Origin of the sequence: Enterobacter sp. ECC-175 (genome assembly GCF_043968675.1) — a bacterium.
In the GTDB taxonomy this organism is placed as follows: domain Bacteria; phylum Pseudomonadota; class Gammaproteobacteria; order Enterobacterales; family Enterobacteriaceae; genus Enterobacter.
In genome coordinates this window covers 3,747,343-3,767,725 of sequence record NZ_CP143776.1, presented here as the reverse complement: position 1 = coordinate 3,767,725, position 20,383 = coordinate 3,747,343, and the positions used below count along the sequence as shown (strand labels likewise).

Sequence of the window (20,383 nt, the reverse complement as noted above, 5' to 3'; positions counted from 1 at the left end):
ATGATGGCTGAGAACAAATTAAACGTTATTGATTTGCACAAACGCTACGGCGAACACGAAGTGCTGAAAGGGGTCTCGCTGCAGGCGAACGCGGGGGACGTAATCAGCATTATCGGCTCGTCCGGTTCGGGTAAAAGTACCTTCCTGCGCTGCATTAACTTCCTCGAAAAGCCGAGCGAAGGCACGATTGTGGTGAGCGGGCAGAATATTAACCTGGTGCGGGATAAAGACGGGCAGCTGAAGGTGGCGGACAAAAACCAGCTGCGCCTGCTGCGCACCCGTCTGACGATGGTCTTCCAGCACTTTAACCTCTGGAGCCATATGACGGTGCTGGAGAATGTGATGGAAGCGCCGATTCAGGTGCTGGGCTTAAGCAAGCAGGAAGCCCGCGAGCGCGCGGTGAAATACCTGGCGAAGGTAGGCATCGACGAGCGCCAGCAGATTAAGTACCCGGTGCATCTCTCCGGCGGACAGCAGCAGCGCGTCTCTATTGCTCGCGCGCTGGCGATGGAGCCGGAAGTGCTGCTGTTTGACGAGCCAACCTCGGCGCTGGATCCGGAACTCGTCGGCGAAGTGCTGCGCATCATGCAGAAGCTGGCCGAAGAGGGCAAAACCATGGTGGTGGTCACGCACGAAATGGGCTTCGCCCGCAACGTCTCAAACCACGTCATTTTCCTGCATCAGGGAAAAATCGAGGAGCAGGGCCATCCGGACGAGGTGTTAGCGAATCCGCAGAGTCCGCGCCTGCAGCAGTTCCTGAAAGGATCGCTGAAGTAGCATTCTTGCCCGCTGGCGCTGCGCTTGCCGGGCCTGCGGGATGGGTGTTCTCCCTCTCCCCGTGGGAGAGGGCTGGGTGGGGGCATCATAACGCACCGCACTCCAGCCGGTACACCCAGTCGTCGTAGCGCACGCCGTCTATCTCATACGCCTTTTCCAGCACCTGCGTGCGCACAAAGCCCGCTTTCTCCAGCACCCGCACCGATCCGCCGTTGTCCGCCAGCACGTAAGCGTTAATCGCCTTCACGCCGATCTGGCTAAACGCGTAGCCGCATACCGCGCTCAGCGCCTCGCTGGCGATTCCTTTTCCCTGCGCGGCGGGCACTACCGTATAGCCAACATCCGCTTCCTCGCGATTTTCCGTGCTGATCTGCAGGCCTATATCACCGAGCGGCGTGGCGTCGTCGCGCTGGCGGATCACAAAGACGTGGGCGGCGGTAAGGCGCGCTGCAAACACGCGTCGGGTCTCTTTTTCCGGCGCGATGGCGGCCATATAGCGCATGATGCTGCGATCTTCGCGCAGCGTGCGGAAGAACGCCCAGTCAGAGGGTTCGAAAGGAGCGAGGATAAGTCGAGGGGTGGTGATGATTGCCATTGTTACGCCATTTCATCTGAACATGGCGTATCACTGTAACATATTCACCGCACTACATCCCCCAGCGCCTCTTCCAGGTCATACCAGCGAAAGGCAAATCCTGCGGCCTCCAGCCTTTTTGGCAGCGCGCGCTGTCCGCCCAGCACCAGCACCGATGATTCGCCCATCAGCAGGCGGATCGCCGTGGCCGGCACGCGCAAAATCGCAGGACGATGCAGGGCGTGACCGAGCGCGTGGGCAAACTGTTCGTTGCGCACCGGGTAGGGGGAAACCATATTGAACGGCCCCCGCAGGTCGTTATCCAGCAGCCAGATAATGCCGTTCACCATATCGTCGATATGTATCCAGGCAAGATACTGACGCCCATTACCGATGGGGCCGCCAAGGCCCATCTTAAACGCGGGGAGCATTTTGCCCAGTATGCCTCCCTTGGGGGCGAGGACGACGCCGGTGCGCAGCAGGCAGACGCGCGTTTTATCGCTCTGCGCGGCGCTGGCGATTTGCTCCCAGCGGGCGCAGAGCTTGTGGGTAAATTCGTTATGCGGCGGTTCTTCTTCCGTCACCACCACTTCGCCGAGGTCGCCGTAGTAGCCCGCCGCTGAGCCGGAAATAAGCACCGACGGCGGCGCGTCGCTGTTGCGGATAAGCTCTACCAGCCTTTCGGTAATATTCCACCGGCTGTGGCACAGGCGTTGCTTTTGCTCCTCGGTCCAGCGCTTGTCGGCAATCGGCTCGCCCGCAAGGTTGATGACGGCGTCGAAGCCGTTAAGATTCTGCTGTTCGGCCAGCCCCTTCCAGATGTCGATCCCCGCCCCCAGCGCCTGACGCGCTTTTTCCGGGCTGCGCGTCACCACGGTGATGTCGTGGTGCAGCGCGTGCAGGCGAGGAATAAGGTGGCGCCCAATCAGGCCCGTGCCGCCGGTCAGCAAAATCTTCATACGACCTCCAGTTTACGCCTCGCGCTGCCAGCTTAACGTCATCGAGACGGAGTCGGCGTAGCGCAGGGCGTGCAGTTTATCGATCTCAACTTCAGCATAAGTGACCCAGTGATGTTCACGTGCGATGTCGAGCACATCCTGAGTTAATTTTTCCAGCAGGTAGAAACGGTTGTTCTCAACGTACCGGATGATGCTTTTGGTAATGGTGCGGTAGTTCAGCGCGTCGTTGATGTCTTCGCTGGCGCGCGCCTTGTCCGCCGGGTAGTGGATCGCCACGTTGATCACGATATCCTGACGGTTGGCGATCTCTTCGTCTTTAATGCCAATGAACGTCCGTAAGCGTAAGTTTTTTATGCGAATAATTGCATCAGGCTGCGACATTGCAGGTCTTCTCCATGTCATTATTTCCTCCATGATACATGAGGAAATAATTTGCGCCCATCTCGCTAAATCTGCTGTATTTTCTGCATCGCCCGCGCTGTGGCCGGGCGCGTGCGGATGCGCTCGAACCAGTTGTTGATCGCCGGAAAGGCGGCCAGGTCGATGCGGTGGCGCTCGTGCGTATTGATCCACGGCCAGCAGGCGATATCGGCAATGCTGTAGTGCTCCCCGCCCAGCCAGGGCGTTTTCTCCAGCTGACGGTTAAGTACGCCATAAAGCCGCTGGGTTTCAACCTGAAAGCGCTCAATGGCATACGGGATAGGCTGCGGGGCGTAGGCGGTGAAGTGATGGTTTTGCCCGAGCATCGGCCCCAGCCCGCTCGACTGCCAGAAAAGCCATTGCAGCGTGTGGTGGCGCTCGCGCAGCTCACCGCTCAGCAGCGTACCCGTTTTCTCGGCGAGATAGAGCAGGATCTCCCCGGATTCAAACAGGCTCAGCGGCCTGCCGCCGTCAGCGGGAAGGTGATCGATGATGGCCGGAATTTTATTGTTTGGGGAGATGGCTAAAAACAGGGGGCCGAACTGTTCTCCCTTGCCAATATCGACAGGGATAATGCGGTAATCCAGCTCGGCTTCCTCCAGAAAGAGCGTAATTTTATGGCCGTTAGGGGTAGGGGCATAATAGAGATCTATCATTCTCAACTCCTGTCAGTGCGAAAAGTGATGCCATAACACGAGTATAGGTGCTTGTCGCAGGTCGTGAGTTTTCATCAAGTGACAGCGGGGCAAAGAGATTATATGTTGAGTAAAAACCGATCAGCCGATGAGGATGTTATGAACCAGCCTGCAATAACCCTGTGGTCCGATGCCAACTTCTTTTCACCTTATGTTTTAAGCGCGTACGTGGCGCTGGCCGAGAAAGGATTGGCGTTTACCCTGAAGAGCATCGATCTGGACCGCGGTGAGCATTTGCAGCCGCAGTGGCAAGGCTATGCCCTGACCCGGCGCGTGCCGGTGCTGGACATTGAGGGTTTTGAGCTGAGTGAATCTTCGGCGATCGACGAGTATCTGGAAGATCGCTTTGCGCCGCCTGAGTGGGAGCGAATCTATCCTCACGATCTGCAAAAGCGCGCGCGAGCGCGTCAGATCCAGGCGTGGCTGCGCAGCGATCTGGTGCCGATTCGCGTGGAGCGCTCTACCGACGTGGTTTTTGCCGGCGTCAAAAAACCGGCGTTAAGCGCGGAGGGGCTGGCAAGCGCCCAAAAGCTGATTGATACCGCCACCTCGCTGTTGGATCACGGCAACCCGAATCTCTTCGGCGAGTGGTGTATTGCGGACACCGATCTGGCGCTAATGCTCAACCGGCTGATCCTCAACGGCGACGCCGTGCCGCAGCTGCTGGTGGACTATGCCGCATTCCAGTGGCAGCGCGCGTCGGTGCAGCGTTTTGTCGCTCTCTCGGCGAAGCGCGCGGGCTGATTCAGCCGGACGCTTAAGGTATAATAAGGGCAGTCTGTTTTCTCAAGGAGTAACTGATGAAACTGATGTTTGCATCGGATATCCACGGATCGCTGCCCGCGACCGAGCGCGTCCTCTCGCTGTTTGACCAAAGCGACGCCCGGTGGCTGGTGATACTTGGCGACGTTCTAAACCACGGTCCGCGCAATGCGTTGCCGGAGGGCTATGCTCCCGCAAGGGTGGCGGAAAAGCTTAATCCGTACGCGTCCCGCATTATTGCCGTGCGCGGCAACTGCGACAGCGAAGTGGACCAGATGCTGCTGCAATTCCCCATTACCGCACCGTGGCAGCAGGCGCTGCTGGAAACGTGCCGCCTCTTTTTGACTCACGGTCACCTTTTTGGCCCCGCCAACCCGCCGCCTCTCGCGGCTGGCGATGTCCTGGTTTATGGCCATACTCATACTCCGGTGGCGGAAAAACGCGGCGAGATATATCACTTTAACCCCGGCTCGGTCAGCATTCCAAAAGGGGGCTATCCGGCGAGCTATGGCATGCTGGTTGATAATTCATTACGCGTTATCGCACTTAATGATCAGCAAGTTATTGCGCAGGTAGCGATTAATCCGTAAGTTACACCTCAACTGCAAACGCGCCGAAAGAGCGCTTAGATAGAGAAGGTTTCCCGATGGTGGAGCAGAGTCATTTGGCGAGTACAGAGTGGGTTGACATTGTCAGCGAAGAGAATGAAGTGATCGCGCAGGCTAGCCGCGCACAAATGCGCGCAGAGCGCCTGCGCCACCGCGCAACGTATATTGTGGTGCATGACGGCATGGGTAAAATCCTGGTCCAGCGCCGCACGGATACCAAAGATTTCCTTCCCGGCATGCTGGACGCCACCGCGGGCGGCGTGGTGCAGGCGGATGAAGTGCTGCTGGACTCCGCGCGCCGCGAAGCCGAAGAAGAGTTAGGCATTGCCGGCGTGCCGTTCGCCGAGCACGGGCAGTTCTATTTCGAAGATGAACACTGTCGCGTCTGGGGCGGACTGTTTAGCTGCGTCTCCCACGGGCCTTTCGCGCTCCAGGAAGAAGAGGTCAGCGAGGTGAGCTGGATGACGCCGGAAGAGATCACCGCGCGCTGCGATGAGTTCACGCCGGATTCGCTAAAAGCGCTAGCGCTGTGGATGACCCGTAACGCGAAAAATGAATCGACGAAGCCTGAGAAAGAGGAAGAGGCCGAGTAGGTCTGAACGCTGGCTGGAAATAAAAAAGGCGACCAGATTACGTGGTCGCCTTTTTTGTGCCCGATTCGGCCTATAAAACCGTAGGCCCGGTAAGCGCGAGCGCCACCGGGCTTTTAGCTTACTGCTGCTGTGAAGACTGAATCGCGGTCAGTGCAATGGTATAGACGATATCGTCTACCAGCGCACCGCGGGACAGGTCGTTCACCGGCTTGCGCATACCCTGCAGCATTGGCCCGATGGAGATCAGGTCGGCAGAACGCTGTACCGCTTTGTAGGTGGTGTTACCGGTGTTCAGATCCGGGAAGATGAACACGGTAGCGCGACCGGCAACCGGCGAGTTCGGCGCTTTGGATTTTGCCACGTCAGCCATCACGGCGGCGTCGTACTGCAGCGGGCCGTCGATCATCAGGTCAGGACGTTTTTCCTGCGCAATACGGGTTGCTTCACGCACTTTCTCTACGTCGCTGCCCGCGCCGGAGGTGCCGGTGGAGTAGGAGAGCATCGCCACGCGCGGCTCGATGCCGAAGGCAGTCGCGGAATCTGCGGACTGGATAGCGATCTCAGCCAGCTGCTCTGCGGTTGGATCCGGGTTGATCGCGCAGTCGCCGTAAACGTAAACCTGTTCAGGCAGCAGCATGAAGAACACGGAGGAGACCAGAGAGCTGCCCGGTGCGGTTTTGATCAGCTGCAGCGGTGGACGGATGGTGTTTGCGGTGGTGTGAACCGCACCGGAAACCAGGCCGTCAACTTCGTCCTGCTCAAGCATCAGCGTGCCCAGCACAACGTTGTCTTCCAGCTGCTCGCGCGCAACGGCTTCGGTCATGCCCTTGCTCTTACGCAGCTCAACCAGACGCGCAACGTAGCTTTCGCGAACCACTTCCGGGTCAACGATTTCGATGCCAGCGCCCAGTTCAACGCCCTGAGAGGCCGCCACGCGGTTGATCTCGTCAGGGTTACCCAGCAGCACACAGGTCGCGATGCCGCGCTCTGCGCAGATAGCCGCTGCTTTAACGGTACGCGGTTCGTCGCCTTCTGGCAGAACAACGCGTTTGCCCGCTTTGCGCGCCAGCTCGGTCAGCTGGTAACGGAAGGCTGGCGGAGACAGACGACGGCTACGTTCGGAGGTCGCGGTCAGGGATTCGATCCAGTCTGCGTTGATGTAGCCCGCAACGTATTCCTGTACTTTCTCAATGCGTTCGTGGTCGTCAACCGGCACTTCCAGGTTGAAGCTCTGCAGGCTCAGGGAGGTCTGCCAGGTGTTGGTGTTCACCATGAAGACCGGCAGGCCGGTCGCAAACGCGCGTTCGCACAGCTTGCTCACGCGCGGATCCATCTCGTACGCGCCGGTCAGCAGGATGGCGCCGATTTCAACGCCGTTCATCGCGGCCAGGCACGCTGCAACCAGCACGTCAGGACGGTCAGCGGAGGTCACCAGCAGGGAACCTGCACGGAAGTGTTCCAGCATGTGCGGAATGCTGCGCGCGCAGAAGGTCACGGACTTAACGCGGCGAGTGTTAATGTCGCCTTCGTTGATTACCGTAGCGTTCAGGTGGCGCGCCATGTCGATTGCACGGGTCGCAATCAGGTCGAAGCTCCACGGCACCGCGCCCAGCACCGGCAGTGGGCTGGATTCCTGCAGGGTTGCCGGGTCAACTTTAACCACTTTCGCTTTAGACGAGTCGTCGAAGATCTCGGACAGGTCAGGACGAGTGCGGCCTTGCTCATCAACCGGAGCGTTCAGTTTGTTAACGATAACGCCGGTGATGTTGCTGTTTTTCGCGCCGCCGAAGCTGCTGCGGGTCAGCTCGATGCGCTCTTTCAGCTGTTCCTGGGTATCGGTACCCTGGGACATCACGAAGACGATTTCTGCGTTCAGCGTTTTCGCGATTTCGAAGTTCAGAGACTGCGCAAACTGGTGTTTGCGGGTCGGCACCAGGCCTTCAACCAGCACCACTTCCGCATCTTGGGTATTCGCGTGGTAGTTGGCGATGATCTCTTCCATCAGCACGTCTTTCTGGTTGCTGGACAGCAGAGATTCAACGTGGCTCATCTTCAGCGGTTCAGCCGCTGGCAGACTGGAGTTCTTGCGAACGATGGAGGTCGTCTGGTCTGGCGCATCGCCACCGGCGCGAGGCTGGGCGATAGGCTTAAAGACGCTCAGACGAACGCCTTTACGTTCCATAGCACGGATCACGCCAAGGCTGACGCTGGTCAGGCCGACGCTGGTTCCGGTAGGGATCAGCATAATTGTACGGGACACGGTTTATCCTCTTTCGTTACCGCCAAACGGGGCGGGCTACAAAACAGCACCGCCAGCATTGCTGGCGGTGTGGAATCAGGCAGTCAGGCGGTTCGCGTCTTGCGCGATGACCAGCTCTTCGTTGGTTGGGATAACCAGCGCAGGACGGGTGCCTTCTTTGTTGATGAAGCCAGACTTGCCGAAGCGGGCAGCCAGGTTACGCTCGTGATCGACTTCAAAGCCCAGAACGCCCAGTTTGCCCAGGGACAGTTCACGAACCATCGCCGCGTTTTCACCGATACCGCCGGTGAAGACTACCGCGTCCAGACGACCGTCCATCAGCGCGGTGTAAGAGCCGATGTATTTCGCCAGGCGGTGGCAGTAAACGTCCATTGCGCGCTTAGCGTCTGCTTTGCTGTCGTAGTTGTCTTCAACGTAACGGCAGTCGCTGGTCACTTCGGTCAGACCCAGCAGGCCAGACTCTTTGGTCAGCATTTTGTTGATGTCATCAACGCTCATGCCCAGGTTGTCGTGCAGGAAGAAGATGATCGCCGGGTCGATGTCACCGGTGCGGGTGCCCATCACCAGGCCTTCCAGCGGGGTCAGACCCATGGAGGTATCAACACATTCACCGTTGCGGATTGCAGAAACGGAACCCCCGTTGCCCAGGTGGCAGGTGATGATGTTCAGCTCTTCAACCGGCTTGTTCAGGGTTTTAGCGGCTTCCTGAGTCACATAGTAGTGGCTGGTACCGTGGAAGCCGTAACGACGAACGCCGTGCTCTTTATACAGGTTGTACGGCAGGGCGTAGAGGTAAGACTCTTCCGGCATGGTCTGATGGAACGCGGTGTCGAACACGGCCACGTTTTTGTCTTTCAGATGTGGGAAGGATTTCAGCGCTTCAGTGATACCGATCAGGTGAGCCGGGTTGTGCAGTGGCGCAAACGGCGCCGCATCTTTGATGCCCTGAATCACGGTCTCGTCGATAATCACAGATTTGGTGTATTTTTCGCCGCCGTGGACGATACGGTGACCAATCGCAGTCAGCTGAGCAGACAGTTCTGGTTTTTGTGCCAGAATAGTGTTAACGATAAAGTTCAGCGCTTCACTGTGAGCGGCGCCTGCACCTAAAGCCGCTTCTTGTTTGCTGCCGTCCATCTTCCACTTGATACGTGCTTCAGGCAGATGGAAACATTCGGCCAAACCAGAGAGGTATTCTTCGCCGTTCAGCGCATCGATGATGGCAAATTTGAGGGAAGAACTACCGCAGTTCAGAACCAGTACTAACTTACTCGACATGGAAGTACCTATTATTGATACGTGGCTAAAAAAACGTCAGTGAGTCTAAAAGCGTAACGCATGATGACCCAGACATTTATGATTAACATCATGTCAGGCGAACTTTCTGGCATGATGGAAGAAATACATATGATTTTATGCCATTTTGAACATTTTTCAGGCAATGGCATAATATGCGATAATTTGACGAGTTAAAGATTCTCGTCTAAGGCCGCATCGGCTGGCACAGGATACCTGATACGCGGTATCGATGACAAAATATTTTGAACGTTGTCATAGCCGGTTGTGGTTTTGCAGAAAAATTTTAATTTTTATACGTGAAGTTGAGGTACAGCCATGTCGACACCCGAAATCCCGCCCGTGAACTTCTTCAGCCTGTTTCGACGGGGGCAGCATTATTCAAAGACGTGGCCGATGGAAAAGCGCCTCGCGCCTATGTTCATTGATAATCGCGCGATCCGCGCCACGCGCTATGCGATCCGCTTTATGCCGCCTGTGGCGATCTTCACGCTGTGCTGGCAAATCGCGCTGGGCGGTCAGCTTGGCCCGGCCGTGGCGACCGCGCTTTTTGCGCTCAGCCTGCCGATGCAGGGCCTCTGGTGGTTAGGCAAACGCTCGGTTACGCCGCTCCCGCCTTCTATTTTACACTGGTTTTACGAAGTGCGCGGTAAACTTGAGGAAGCAGGACAGGCGCTGGCGCCTGTTGAAGGCAAGCCGGATTACCAGGCGCTAGCCGACACCCTCAAGCGGGCTTTTAAGCAGCTTGATAAAACATTCCTCGATGATTTGTGATTGATCATCGAAACAATGAATAAAAGAAGGCACAGTAACCCCCTGTTACCGTGTCTTTTTTTTCAAGTGCAATGCGCTACAGGAGTCGAAAGATGGAAATGACCCATGCTCAACGTCTGATTTTGTCTAATCAGTACAAAATGATGACTATGCTTGATCCCGATAACGCTGAGCGCTACAGCCGCTTGCAGACCATCGTCGAACGCGGGTTTGGCCTGCAGATGCGCGAGCTGGATCGCGAGTTCGGCGAGCTGAAGGAAGAAACCTGCCGCATCGTTATCGACATCATGGAGATGTACCACGCGCTGCACGTGTCGTGGACCAATCTGAAGGACCCGCAGTCCATCGACGAGCGCCGCGTGACCTTCCTGGGCTTTGATGCCGCAACGGAAGCGCGCTACCTGAGCTATGTCCGCTTTATGGTGAACACCGAAGGGCGCTATACCCACTTCGACGCCGGTACGCACGGTTTCAACGCCCAAACGCCGATGTGGGACAAATACCAGCGCATGCTGAGCGTTTGGCACTCCTGCCCGCGCCAGTACCATTTAAGCAGCAACGAAATTCAACAAATCATTAATGCCTGACGGAGGTGCGTGTGCAGTGTAAAGGTTTTCTGTTTGATCTGGACGGTACGCTGGTGGACTCGCTGCCGGTAGTGGAGCGCTCATGGTGCCATTGGGCCGACAGGCACGGCATCGACCATCAAGAGGTACTGGATTTTATCCATGGCAAACAGGCCATTACCTCACTGAGACACTTTCTGGCCGGGCGTTCTGAGGAAGAGATTCAGTCGGAGTTTACCTATCTTGAGCAGATTGAGGCTACGGATACGAACGGCATCACCGCGCTGCCGGGGGCGCGCGAGCTGCTGGAGCATCTGAACGAAGCGCAGATCCCGTGGGCCATCGTCACTTCCGGCTCTATTCCCGTTGCCCACGCGCGCCACAGGGCGGCGGGCTTACCGCAGCCGGAAGTGTTCATCACCGCCGAGCGCGTGAAGCGCGGCAAGCCGGAGCCGGATGCGTTTCTCCTTGGCGCTGAACTGCTGGGCCTTACTCCCGCTGAGTGCGTGGTAGTGGAAGACGCTGCGGCTGGGGTGCTGGCCGGGCTGAACGCCGGGAGTCACGTCATTGCCGTTAACGTTCCGGCGGGGTCTCCCCGGCTGAGTGAGGCGGACTTTGTGCTGGATTCTCTGACGGCACTGGCGGTGTCTAAGGCGCCTGATGGCGTTGTAACCGTCTCGCTAAAAATGTAATCCCATGATTTAGCCCCACGTTGCTGGGGCTTTTTTATGGCAAAATTTAATCTCTTCTCCCTGACAAGGATACGTTGTGAACGGTGAACTGATTTGGGTCCTCTGCCTGCTTTTTATCGCAATCATTCTTTTTGCCACGGGCAAGGTGCGCATGGATGCCGTCGCCCTGTTCGTGATCGTTGCCTTTGTGCTGAGCGGTACGCTTACCCTTTCAGAAGCCTTCTCCGGGTTTAGCGATCCGAACGTCATCCTGATTGCCGCCCTGTTTATTATCGGCGACGGCCTGGTCCGTACCGGCGTGGCGACCGTGATGGGTACCTGGCTGGTGAAGGTGGCGGGCAGCAGCGAAACCAAAATGCTGGTCTACCTGATGCTGACCGTGGCAGGGCTGGGGGCGTTTATGAGCTCGACCGGCGTCGTCGCCATCTTCATTCCAGTGGTGCTCAGCGTCTCTATGCGCATGCAGACCTCGCCGTCGCGACTGATGATGCCGCTGAGCTTCGCCGGGCTTATCAGCGGCATGATGACGCTGGTCGCCACGCCGCCGAATCTCGTCGTCAACAGCGAGCTGATCCGCGAAGGTCTGGACGGCTTCAGCTTTTTCAGCGTCACGCCGCTCGGGCTGGTCATTCTGGTGTTGGGCATTTTCTACATGCTGCTGACCCGTTTTGCCCTGAAGGGGGAAAAGCAGGATAAAAACAAAGACGGCTGGAAGCGGCGCACGTTCCGCGATCTGATCAAAGAGTACCGCCTCACGGGCCGCGCGCGGCGGCTCGCTATTCGCCCGGGTTCACCGCTGATTGGCCAGCGGCTGGACGATCTCAAGCTGCGCGAGCGCTACGGGGCGAACGTCATTGGCGTGGAGCGCTGGCGGCGTTTTCGTCGGGTCATCGTCAACGTTAACGGGGTATCGGAATTTCGCGCGCGTGACGTTCTGCTGATCGATATGTCCACGGCGGACGTAGACCTGCGCGAGTTTTGCAGCGAACAGCTGCTCGAGCCGATGGTGCTGCGCGGCGAGTATTTTTCAGACCAGGCGCTGGACGTGGGCATGGCAGAAGTGTCGCTGATCCCAGAGTCGGAGCTGCTGGGAAAAACGGTGCGCGAAATCGGTTTTCGTACCCGCTATGGCCTGAACGTGGTCGGCCTGAAGCGCGATGGCGTGGCGATGGAAGGCGCGGTGGTGGACGAGCCCATCCTGCTGGGCGATATCTTCCTGGTGGTCGGCAACTGGAAGCTCATCAGCCTGCTGGGGCAGAAGGGGCGTGACTTTGTGGTGCTCAACATGCCGGTGGAGGAGAGCGACGCGTCTCCGGCCCACAGCCAGGCGCCGCATGCGATATTTTGTCTGGTGCTGATGGTTGCCCTGATGCTAACCGACGAAATCCCTAATCCCGTGGCGGCGATAATCGCCTGCCTGCTGATGGGGAAATTTCGCTGTATTGATGCGGAAAGTGCTTACAAGGCGATCCACTGGCCGAGCATCATTCTCATTGTCGGAATGATGCCTTTCGCGCTGGCGCTGCAGAAAACGGGCGGCGTAGATTTGATCGTGAAGGGGCTAATGGACATCGGCGGCGGTTACGGTCCCTATATGATGCTGGTTTGCCTGTTTGTTATGTGCGCCTCCATCGGGCTGTTTATCTCCAATACAGCGACGGCAGTGCTTATGGCGCCTATTGCGCTGGCGATGGCTAAATCGATGAGCGTTTCACCGTATCCGTTTGCGATGATGGTGGCCATGGCGGCCTCCGCGGCATTTATGACGCCGGTCTCTTCACCGGTAAACACGCTGGTGCTGGGGCCGGGAAACTACACGTTTAGCGATTTTGTAAAGATTGGGGTGCCATTCACCGTGCTGGTCATGGTGGTGTGCGTGGTGTTGATTCCGATGCTATTCCCGTTCTGATTATATTGCCGGGCGGCGGCTGCGCCTTACCCGGCATACGGTCAGAGGGGCGAATCCTGGCTGATCTCATCCAGCGATAAATGGAAGCTCGGCACAAACACCTGCATAAAGTAATCCATCTCATCGCTGCGGCGGGATTCCAGCGTTTTCTCCAGCCGCGTTTTGGCCAGTAAAAACTCGTTGTTTCCCGCGGACAGCTCTTCCAGACACTTCAGGTAAGCGCACAGCGCGTCCGCCTGCTTCACCAGCAACTTCTCCTCTTCCGTGTACTGATGTTCGTCAATGAGCGGCTCAAAAATATCGCGCAGCTCTTCCGGCACCATGTCAATTAGCTTCTGCTGGGCGATTTTTTCAATCGCCTTATATTCCTGGGCAATCTGCGAGTTGAAGTATTTAACCGGCGTGGGTAAATCACCGGTCAGCACTTCTGACGCATCGTGATACATCGCCAGAAGCGCAATGCGTTCGGCGTTGACCTGGCCGTTAAACTTGCGGTTTTTAATCGCCGCCAGCGCGTGGGCGACCATTGCCACCTGAAGGCTATGCTCAGACACGTTCTCCGTGCGCACGTTGCGCATGAGCGGCCAGCGGTTGATTAGCTTAAGGCGGGACAGGTGGGCGAAGAAATGACTCTGACTCATAGGTTACCTTTTGTCTTTACGGCGACAGGCTTCATTGTGCGGGGAGGGGAGGGAAGATGCAAATCGACGGAATGTGCAGGCCGGGTAAGCGCAGCGTTACCCGGCGAGATGACCGTTACTGATGATATCCGGAGAGGAACCGGCCGAAGCGGCTGATTGCCATTTCAAGATCGTCCTCGCGCGGTAGGGTCACGATGCGCACGTGATCCGGCCACGGCCAGTTAAACGCGGTGCCCTGCACCAGCAGCACTTTTTCCTGCAGCAGGAAGTCGAGCACCATTTTCTGGTCGTCGTGAATATTAAAGCGCTTCGCGTCGATTTTCGGGAACATATACAGCGCGCCGTTCGGCTTCACGCAGGAGACGCCAGGAATATCGTTGATCAGCTCCCACGCGCGGTTGCGCTGTTCGTACAGGCGACCGCCTGGAACAATGAATTCACTGATGCTCTGGTAACCGCCGAGCGCGGTCTGGATTGCATGTTGCGCCGGGACGTTGGCGCACAGGCGCATCGAGGCCAGCATCTCCAGCCCTTCAATGTAGCCTTTAGCGTGTTTTTTTGGTCCGTTCAGCACCATCCAGCCCTGGCGGAAACCGGCCACGCGATAGGTTTTGGACAGGCCGTTGAAGGTCATCGTCAGCAGGTCCGGAGCGAGCGCCGCGATCGAGTGGTGCTGCGCCGCGTCATACAGAATCTTGTCGTAAATTTCATCGGCGAAGATGATCAGGTTGTGCTGGCGGGCCAGCTCAACGATCTCCAGCAGCAGCTCTTTGGAATAGACCGCGCCGGTTGGGTTATTCGGGTTGATGATCACGATGCCGCGGGTGCGCGGCGTGATTTTGGCGCGAATGTCGTCAAGGTCGGGGAACCAGTCGGAGGATTCATCGCAAAGGTAGTGGACCGCTTTTCCGCTGGAAAGCGAGACGGCCGCCGTCCAGAGCGGATAGTCAGGCGCCGGGACCAGCATTTCGTCACCGCTGTTCAGCAGCGCCTGCATGGCCTGCACGATAAGCTCAGAGACGCCGTTACCAATATAGATATCTTCAACGGTCACGTCGCGCATGCCGCGCGCCTGATAATGCTGCATGATGGCTTTACGCGCGGAGTAAAGTCCTTTGGAGTCACAATAGCCTTGCGCGGTGGGCAGGTTACGGATCACGTCAACCAGGATCTCATCCGGCGCTTCAAAACCAAACGGCGCGGGGTTACCAATGTTGAGTTTCAGAACTTTATTACCTTCCTCTTCAAGGCGTTTCGCCTCTTTGAGAACGGGACCGCGGATGTCATAACAGACGTTATCAAGCTTGCTGGATTTTTCGATAGGGGACATGAACTTTTAACCTTTTCGCTATTATTGCCACTCCCTGCCGTGGAAGCTAGCATGGAACAATGTACTCCCACACCGCTGCGTTTTGAAGGGTAGGCAGAGGAAGATTTTGCGCAATAAGCGAAATGTTGTGCAATGTATTTCTCTGCGTTAGTTCGTTTTTTGTGTTTTAAAGTTGTATGTTTAAGGTGTTTTTTGGTTTTTTATGTTTAGAAATTTATTTTTTATTGGATATTCTGCTGTATAAAATAAAATGCTATCCCGGCGGGGCCGGTTGTTACGTCCGGTGATGATTCGTAAAACATGAATGTTCGCCCGCCCAGGACATTAATTGTGCTACAGATATAAACGTTACTCATGTGAAATTAATGTTAAGTGTTATTAATGAATAGTCCTAATCTAAATTAAAGTTTATTTATTATTAACGTGGGAGATGCAACTTTCGATATTTTTATTAAAATGAATTTGGCAGTAGCTTAGCGTCGTTAAATCCCGATAATGCATTAAGACTTATAAATAAAGTGGATTTGAGTTAAGATGCCATAAGGCAAAGTCGACGTAAGAGTGAACGGTTTTGTATTTCTTACCCGCTTTTCTTAATTAAATGATTGTTATTGTTATGATTATCTTTGGCTGGATTGTGTGAACCGCATCCTGCTACGTTGACAGCGCTGCGACAAAGATGGCAGAAAACGAGTCTTGGCTTTAATGAGATTTACATAAACCTGCACACATCGAATAATTCTTAACGTCTACGAGAATAAAAATTACGTCATGAAACGTGTTTTCTGACGGATGATATAAAGCAGCACAATAACTATCTGTCAGGCAGTCTGCCGGGCCGGGATGCGATAAAATCTTCAGAAGGAATTGTTTACCTGCTACACACAGCTTCAACCCGGGCAGCTCCGAACGAGCAACCTGAAAGTGAAAAAATATGATAAATGCAAATCGTCCGATAATGAATCTCGACCTCGATCTGCTGAGAACGTTTGTTGCGGTCGCCGATCTCAATACTTTTGCAGCAGCAGCCGCTGCCGTTTGCCGTACCCAATCCGCCGTGAGTCAACAGATGCAGCGGTTGGAGCAGCTGGTCGGTAAAGAACTGTTTGCGCGCCATGGCCGCAATAAGCTCCTGACCGAGCACGGTATTCAGCTTCTGGGTTATGCCAGAAAAATACTGCGTTTTAATGATGAAGCATGTATGTCATTAATGTTTAGCAATCTTCAGGGAGTGCTAACGTTAGGGGCATCTGATGAGTCAGCAGACACCATATTGCCTTTTCTTCTCAATCGCGTGAGTTCGGTTTATCCGAAACTCGCGCTGGACGTTAGCGTTAAGCGAAACGCCTTTATGATTGAGATGCTGAAAGAGAATGAAGTGGATCTGGTCGTGACCACGCATCGTCCTGGGCAATTTGATTGCCTGACCCTGCGCACATCCCCGACGCACTGGTATTGCGCCGCGGAGTATGTGTTGCAAAAAGGCGAGCCGATTCCGCTGGTGCTGCTGGACGATCCCAGCCCGTTCCGCGATATGGTGCTTACGGCGCTCAATAAGGCCAATATTCCCTGGCGTCTCGCCTATGTGGCGTCGACCTTACCCGCCGTGCGTGCTGCCGTTAAGGCGGGGCTGGGGGTGACGGCGCGTCCTGTGGAGATGATGAGCCCGGATCTGCGCGTATTGGGTAAAAGCGATGGTCTCCCCGGGCTGCCGGACACGGAGTATCTGCTTTGCCACAATGCTGCCAGCAATAACGATCTGGCAAAAGTCGTGTTCGAGGCCATGGAAAACTATCATAATCCATGGCAGTACGAGCAGATTACCTCCGAAGGAGGGGATGACTCCCTGATCGTTGAGGGGGATTTTGAGTGATTGATTGCTCAAAATTCTCGTAACAAAATGTAAGTGCAAAAAAGAGCCACTCACGTGTAATTCTCGTGAAGTGGTTTTTTTTTGCCATAAATAACCCCTTTACGAAAAAGGGATTATAAAATAACCTCGTATTATCAACGTAGTAAATGATTTTGGCTGTTTGTTGTACGCATTTGGTTCTAACTTCCTTCACAACCCCCTTATGTTAAAAAAGCGGGATATATGTTGCCGTTTTTTTGAGTGAATTAACAAAAGCGTGTCTCAGATCAAGAAAATACTCCTATTTAGGGGGAGGAATCGTTGGCAAATCCTGTCAAAATAGGAGGGTTATTTTTTTTACTTCCAAAACGGACACGATTCAACACCATGCATTTGACGTAAAGTCATGTACCCACCAGGGTTAAAGGGCATGAATTGTTAACGAGAATCGAACGATGTAATTTAATGTGAAGAAACCTTTGTTAAAGTTGACAAAAGGTTATAGAAAGGAGTAAAAAACCCCATCATTTTGCTGTCTATGTCTCATTTCTGACAGTTAGTGTAAGGTTTTTTTGTTCCTCCCCATGAATCGATGTGATGCCTATCTGCCAGCAAGAGCAGTGTCGTCGGTATCACTTTTGATGAGTAAGCAATGAGTATGTCAACATCCACAGAAGTCATCGCTCATCACTGGGCATTCGCAATCTTTCTTATTGTAGCCATTGGCCTGTGCTGCCTGATGTTAGTCGGCGGCTGGTTCCTGGGCGGTCGCGCCCGCGCAAGGCACAAAAACACACCTTTCGAATCAGGTATTGATTCCGTAGGTACCGCTCGCTTACGCCTGTCTGCCAAGTTTTATTTGGTAGCCATGTTCTTCGTCATCTTCGACGTGGAAGCGCTTTACCTTTTCGCATGGTCCACGTCCATTCGCGAAAGTGGTTGGGTGGGGTTTGTCGAGGCCGCAATTTTCATTTTAGTGCTACTGGCCGGTCTGGTTTACCTGGTGCGTATTGGCGCACTTGACTGGACGCCTGCGCGTTCACGTCGTGAACTTATCAACCCGGAAAACAGTAACTCTAATCGTCAGCAGTAACAGCGAGGCAATAAGATGGATTATACGCTCACCCGCATAGATCCTAACGGTGAGAATGACCGTTACCCCCTGCAAAAACAGGAGATCGTAACCGACCCCCTGGAGCAAGAAGTCAACAAAAGCGTGTACATGGGCAAGCTCGAACATGCCATGCACGATATGGTCAACTGGGGTCGTAAGAACTCCATCTGGCCTTACAACTTTGGCCTTTCTTGCTGCTACGTTGAAATGGTGACGTCATTCACTGCGGTGCATGACGTTGCGCGTTTTGGGGCCGAGGTACTGCGTGCGTCTCCGCGTCAGGCTGACCTGATGGTGGTGGCCGGTACGTGCTTTACCAAAATGGCGCCCGTTATTCAGCGTCTCTATGACCAGATGCTTGAGCCGAAATGGGTGATTTCCATGGGCGCGTGTGCAAACTCTGGCGGTATGTACGACATTTACTCTGTCGTTCAGGGCGTTGATAAATTCATCCCGGTGGATGTTTACATTCCTGGCTGCCCGCCGCGTCCTGAAGCGTACATGCAGGCCCTGATGCTGCTGCAAGAGTCTATTGGCAAAGAACGTCGTCCGCTCTCCTGGGTGGTAGGCGATCAGGGTGTATACCGCGCCAATATGCCGTCTGAGCGCGAGCGTAAACGCGGAGAACGTATTGCAGTCACCAACCTGCGTACGCCTGACGAAATTTAATTTGCGCCTGTGGGCCTGGAGAATACCTTCGCATATCACTACTCAAATAGCGCGAAGCCAGGCTTAACAGTCACCACGGACCATTTGCAATGGTGAACAATATGACCGACTTAACCGCGCAAGAAGCCGCCTGGCAAACACGGGATCATCTCGATGACCCAGTTATTGGCGAACTGCGCAACCGTTTTGGGCCGGATGCCTTTACTGTTCAGGCTACCCGCACCGGGGTACCCGTTGTTTGGGTCAAGCGTGAACAATTACTGGAAGTGGTCGATTTCCTCAAGAAATTGCCAAAACCTTACGTCATGCTGTTTGACTTACACGGCATGGATGAACGTCTTCGCACGCACCGCCAGGGTCTCCCTGCTGCGGATTTTTCCGTTTTCTACCACCTGATCTCAATAGACCGCAACACGGATATTATGCTCAAGGTGGCATTGTCTGAAAACGACATGCATCTGCCGACGATCACCAAACTTTTCCCGAACGCCAACTGGTACGAGCGTGAAACCTGGGAAATGTTTGGCATGACCTTCGACGGCCACCCGCACCTGACGCGCATCATGATGCCGCAGACCTGGACCGGCCACCCGCTGCGTAAAGACTACCCGGCACGCGCCACCGAATTTGACCCGTTTGAGCTGACCAAAGCCAAGCAGGATCTGGAGATGGAAGCGCTGACCTTCAAGCCGGAAGACTGGGGCATGAAGCGCGGCACCGAAAACGAGGATTTCATGTTCCTCAACCTCGGTCCAAACCACCCGTCTGCGCACGGTGCGTTCCGTATTATTCTCCAGCTTGATGGCGAAGAGATTGTCGATTGCGTTCCTGACATCGGCTACCACCACCGTGGTGCTGAGAAGATGGGTGAGCGCCAGTCCTGGCACAGCTACATTCCGTATACCGACCGTATTGAGTACCTCGGCGGTTGCGTCAACGAAATGCCTTACGTGCTGGCCGTTGAGAAACTGGCAGGCATCACCACGCCGGACCGCGTTAACGTGATCCGCGTCATGCTGTCTGAGCTGTTCCGTATCAACAGCCACCTGCTGTATATCTCCACGTTCATTCAGGACGTCGGCGCGATGACGCCGGTCTTCTTTGCCTTCACCGATCGTCAGAAAATCTACGATCTGGTCGAAGCGATCACCGGTTTCCGTATGCACCCGGCCTGGTTCCGCATCGGCGGCGTCGCGCACGATCTGCCGCGCGGCTGGGACCGTCTTCTGCGCGAGTTCCTGGAGTGGATGCCGAAGCGTCTGGATTCTTACGAGAAAGCCGCGCTGCGTAACACCATCCTCAAAGGCCGTTCTCAGGGCGTCGCGGCGTATAACGCGAAAGAAGCGCTGGAGTGGGGCACCACGGGGGCAGGGTTACGCGCGACGGGTATTGATTTCGACGTGCGTAAGGCCCGTCCTTATTCTGGCTATGAGAACTTCGACTTTGAAGTCCCGGTTGGCGGCGGCGTTTCTGACTGCTACACCCGCGTGATGCTGAAAGTGGAAGAGCTGCGCCAGAGCCTGCGCATTCTCCAGCAGTGCCTCGATAACATGCCGGAAGGCCCGTTCAAGGCGGATCACCCGCTGACCACGCCGCCGCCGAAAGAGCGCACGCTGCAACATATCGAAACCCTGATCACCCACTTCCTGCAGGTTTCCTGGGGCCCGGTCATGCCGGCACAAGAATCCTTCCAGATGGTTGAAGCGACCAAGGGTATCAACAGCTACTACCTGACCAGTGACGGCAGCACCATGAGCTATCGTACGCGTATTCGTACGCCGAGCTATGCGCACCTGCAGCAGATCCCGGCGGCTATTCGCGGCAGCCTGGTTTCTGACCTGATTGTGTATCTGGGCAGTATCGATTTTGTTATGTCAGACGTGGACCGCTAA

At 55.4% G+C, this 20,383-nt stretch carries 20 protein-coding genes; 12 read left to right on the top strand and 8 right to left on the bottom strand.

Going from position 1 to position 20,383, the window contains the following annotated elements:
• Positions 1 to 3 precede the first annotated feature (3 nt).
• Positions 4 to 777: a histidine ABC transporter ATP-binding protein HisP gene (gene hisP / locus V1599_RS17900; RefSeq protein WP_112010341.1), complete on the top strand. Its 774-nt coding sequence runs from the start codon at positions 4 to 6 to the stop codon at positions 775 to 777.
• 85 nt (positions 778 to 862) lie between these two features.
• Here the strand turns inward: hisP and V1599_RS17895 are convergent, their stop codons facing one another.
• The 4 genes from V1599_RS17895 to yfcG form a co-directional block, all read right to left on the bottom strand.
• A complete protein-coding gene (locus V1599_RS17895) occupies positions 863 to 1,372 on the bottom strand; it encodes a GNAT family N-acetyltransferase (protein ID WP_395300562.1) in 510 nt (169 codons plus the stop codon).
• Positions 1,373 to 1,416: 44 nt separating this feature from the next.
• Positions 1,417 to 2,310 (bottom strand): TIGR01777 family oxidoreductase, encoded by an 894-nt coding sequence (locus tag V1599_RS17890; RefSeq protein ID WP_395300561.1) that lies wholly within the window; start codon positions 2,308 to 2,310, stop codon positions 1,417 to 1,419.
• Between the two features lie 12 nt (positions 2,311 to 2,322).
• On the bottom strand, positions 2,323 to 2,691 hold the full coding sequence (gene folX / locus V1599_RS17885; RefSeq protein WP_112010344.1) for a dihydroneopterin triphosphate 2'-epimerase: 369 nt from the start codon (positions 2,689 to 2,691) through the stop codon (positions 2,323 to 2,325).
• Positions 2,692 to 2,756: 65 nt separating this feature from the next.
• The gene (yfcG, locus tag V1599_RS17880; protein ID WP_297122205.1) at positions 2,757 to 3,386 is read right to left on the bottom strand and encodes a GSH-dependent disulfide bond oxidoreductase; all 630 of its coding nucleotides are present in this window, start codon (positions 3,384 to 3,386) and stop codon (positions 2,757 to 2,759) included.
• 138 nt (positions 3,387 to 3,524) lie between these two features.
• Between yfcG and yfcF the strand changes: the two genes are divergently transcribed.
• Genes yfcF through yfcD form a run of 3 tightly spaced genes read left to right on the top strand, consistent with a single transcriptional unit; the run spans position 3,525 to position 5,388 of the window.
• The gene (gene yfcF, locus V1599_RS17875; RefSeq protein ID WP_297122204.1) at positions 3,525 to 4,169 is read left to right on the top strand and encodes a glutathione transferase; all 645 of its coding nucleotides are present in this window, start codon (positions 3,525 to 3,527) and stop codon (positions 4,167 to 4,169) included.
• A 56-nt stretch (positions 4,170 to 4,225) separates the two neighbouring features.
• Positions 4,226 to 4,777, top strand: coding sequence for a phosphodiesterase (yfcE, locus tag V1599_RS17870; protein WP_395300560.1), 552 nt, complete (start codon positions 4,226 to 4,228; stop codon positions 4,775 to 4,777).
• A gap of 56 nt (positions 4,778 to 4,833) precedes the next feature.
• Entirely contained in the window at positions 4,834 to 5,388 is a 555-nt protein-coding gene (gene yfcD / locus V1599_RS17865; RefSeq protein WP_112010348.1) for an NUDIX hydrolase YfcD, read from the top strand.
• Between the two features lie 118 nt (positions 5,389 to 5,506).
• On the opposite strand, the gene pta is transcribed toward yfcD, so the two are convergent.
• Both pta and ackA read right to left on the bottom strand, forming a co-directional pair.
• A complete protein-coding gene (gene pta, locus V1599_RS17860; protein ID WP_112010349.1) occupies positions 5,507 to 7,648 on the bottom strand; it encodes a phosphate acetyltransferase in 2,142 nt (713 codons plus the stop codon).
• 75 nt (positions 7,649 to 7,723) lie between these two features.
• Positions 7,724 to 8,926 carry an acetate kinase gene (gene ackA / locus V1599_RS17855; protein ID WP_112010350.1) on the bottom strand — a complete coding sequence of 401 codons (1,203 nt, stop codon included), beginning with the start codon at positions 8,924 to 8,926 and terminating at the stop codon, positions 7,724 to 7,726.
• Between the two features lie 336 nt (positions 8,927 to 9,262).
• Between ackA and yfbV the strand changes: the two genes are divergently transcribed.
• From yfbV to V1599_RS17835, 4 genes are all read left to right on the top strand, one after another.
• Positions 9,263 to 9,718: a terminus macrodomain insulation protein YfbV gene (yfbV, locus tag V1599_RS17850; protein WP_112010351.1), complete on the top strand. Its 456-nt coding sequence runs from the start codon at positions 9,263 to 9,265 to the stop codon at positions 9,716 to 9,718.
• Between the two features lie 92 nt (positions 9,719 to 9,810).
• A complete protein-coding gene (locus V1599_RS17845) occupies positions 9,811 to 10,305 on the top strand; it encodes a YfbU family protein (protein ID WP_297122196.1) in 495 nt (164 codons plus the stop codon).
• Between the two features lie 11 nt (positions 10,306 to 10,316).
• The gene (locus V1599_RS17840) at positions 10,317 to 10,976 is read left to right on the top strand and encodes a sugar phosphatase (RefSeq protein ID WP_297122193.1); all 660 of its coding nucleotides are present in this window, start codon (positions 10,317 to 10,319) and stop codon (positions 10,974 to 10,976) included.
• Positions 10,977 to 11,052: 76 nt separating this feature from the next.
• The gene (locus tag V1599_RS17835) at positions 11,053 to 12,885 is read left to right on the top strand and encodes an SLC13 family permease (protein ID WP_395300559.1); all 1,833 of its coding nucleotides are present in this window, start codon (positions 11,053 to 11,055) and stop codon (positions 12,883 to 12,885) included.
• Positions 12,886 to 12,926: 41 nt separating this feature from the next.
• On the opposite strand, the gene yfbR is transcribed toward V1599_RS17835, so the two are convergent.
• Both yfbR and alaA read right to left on the bottom strand, forming a co-directional pair.
• Positions 12,927 to 13,526 carry a 5'-deoxynucleotidase gene (yfbR, locus tag V1599_RS17830; protein WP_112010355.1) on the bottom strand — a complete coding sequence of 200 codons (600 nt, stop codon included), beginning with the start codon at positions 13,524 to 13,526 and terminating at the stop codon, positions 12,927 to 12,929.
• 115 nt (positions 13,527 to 13,641) lie between these two features.
• Positions 13,642 to 14,856: an alanine transaminase AlaA gene (alaA, locus tag V1599_RS17825; RefSeq protein WP_395300558.1), complete on the bottom strand. Its 1,215-nt coding sequence runs from the start codon at positions 14,854 to 14,856 to the stop codon at positions 13,642 to 13,644.
• 934 nt (positions 14,857 to 15,790) lie between these two features.
• Between alaA and lrhA the strand changes: the two genes are divergently transcribed.
• From lrhA to nuoC, 4 genes are all read left to right on the top strand, one after another.
• Positions 15,791 to 16,729, top strand: coding sequence for a transcriptional regulator LrhA (gene lrhA, locus V1599_RS17820; protein WP_395300557.1), 939 nt, complete (start codon positions 15,791 to 15,793; stop codon positions 16,727 to 16,729).
• 631 nt (positions 16,730 to 17,360) lie between these two features.
• The gene (gene nuoA / locus V1599_RS17815) at positions 17,361 to 17,801 is read left to right on the top strand and encodes an NADH-quinone oxidoreductase subunit NuoA (protein WP_395300556.1); all 441 of its coding nucleotides are present in this window, start codon (positions 17,361 to 17,363) and stop codon (positions 17,799 to 17,801) included.
• 15 nt (positions 17,802 to 17,816) lie between these two features.
• Positions 17,817 to 18,491, top strand: coding sequence for an NADH-quinone oxidoreductase subunit NuoB (gene nuoB, locus V1599_RS17810; RefSeq protein ID WP_006176515.1), 675 nt, complete (start codon positions 17,817 to 17,819; stop codon positions 18,489 to 18,491).
• Between the two features lie 89 nt (positions 18,492 to 18,580).
• Entirely contained in the window at positions 18,581 to 20,383 is a 1,803-nt protein-coding gene (nuoC, locus tag V1599_RS17805; RefSeq protein WP_395300555.1) for an NADH-quinone oxidoreductase subunit C/D, read from the top strand.

Coding starts and splice junctions, on each gene's coding strand:
- hisP (WP_112010341.1), top strand. CDS start 4: ATGGCTGAGAACAAATTAAACGTTATTGATTTGCACAAACGCTACGGC.
- V1599_RS17895 (WP_395300562.1), bottom strand. CDS start 1,372: ATGGCAATCATCACCACCCCTCGACTTATCCTCGCTCCTTTCGAACCC.
- V1599_RS17890 (WP_395300561.1), bottom strand. CDS start 2,310: ATGAAGATTTTGCTGACCGGCGGCACGGGCCTGATTGGGCGCCACCTT.
- folX (WP_112010344.1), bottom strand. CDS start 2,691: ATGTCGCAGCCTGATGCAATTATTCGCATAAAAAACTTACGCTTACGG.
- yfcG (WP_297122205.1), bottom strand. CDS start 3,386: ATGATAGATCTCTATTATGCCCCTACCCCTAACGGCCATAAAATTACG.
- yfcF (WP_297122204.1), top strand. CDS start 3,525: ATGAACCAGCCTGCAATAACCCTGTGGTCCGATGCCAACTTCTTTTCA.
- yfcE (WP_395300560.1), top strand. CDS start 4,226: ATGAAACTGATGTTTGCATCGGATATCCACGGATCGCTGCCCGCGACC.
- yfcD (WP_112010348.1), top strand. CDS start 4,834: ATGGTGGAGCAGAGTCATTTGGCGAGTACAGAGTGGGTTGACATTGTC.
- ackA (WP_112010350.1), bottom strand. CDS start 8,926: ATGTCGAGTAAGTTAGTACTGGTTCTGAACTGCGGTAGTTCTTCCCTC.
- yfbV (WP_112010351.1), top strand. CDS start 9,263: ATGTCGACACCCGAAATCCCGCCCGTGAACTTCTTCAGCCTGTTTCGA.
- V1599_RS17845 (WP_297122196.1), top strand. CDS start 9,811: ATGGAAATGACCCATGCTCAACGTCTGATTTTGTCTAATCAGTACAAA.
- yfbR (WP_112010355.1), bottom strand. CDS start 13,526: ATGAGTCAGAGTCATTTCTTCGCCCACCTGTCCCGCCTTAAGCTAATC.
- alaA (WP_395300558.1), bottom strand. CDS start 14,856: ATGTCCCCTATCGAAAAATCCAGCAAGCTTGATAACGTCTGTTATGAC.
- lrhA (WP_395300557.1), top strand. CDS start 15,791: ATGATAAATGCAAATCGTCCGATAATGAATCTCGACCTCGATCTGCTG.
- nuoA (WP_395300556.1), top strand. CDS start 17,361: ATGAGTATGTCAACATCCACAGAAGTCATCGCTCATCACTGGGCATTC.
- nuoB (WP_006176515.1), top strand. CDS start 17,817: ATGGATTATACGCTCACCCGCATAGATCCTAACGGTGAGAATGACCGT.
- nuoC (WP_395300555.1), top strand. CDS start 18,581: ATGGTGAACAATATGACCGACTTAACCGCGCAAGAAGCCGCCTGGCAA.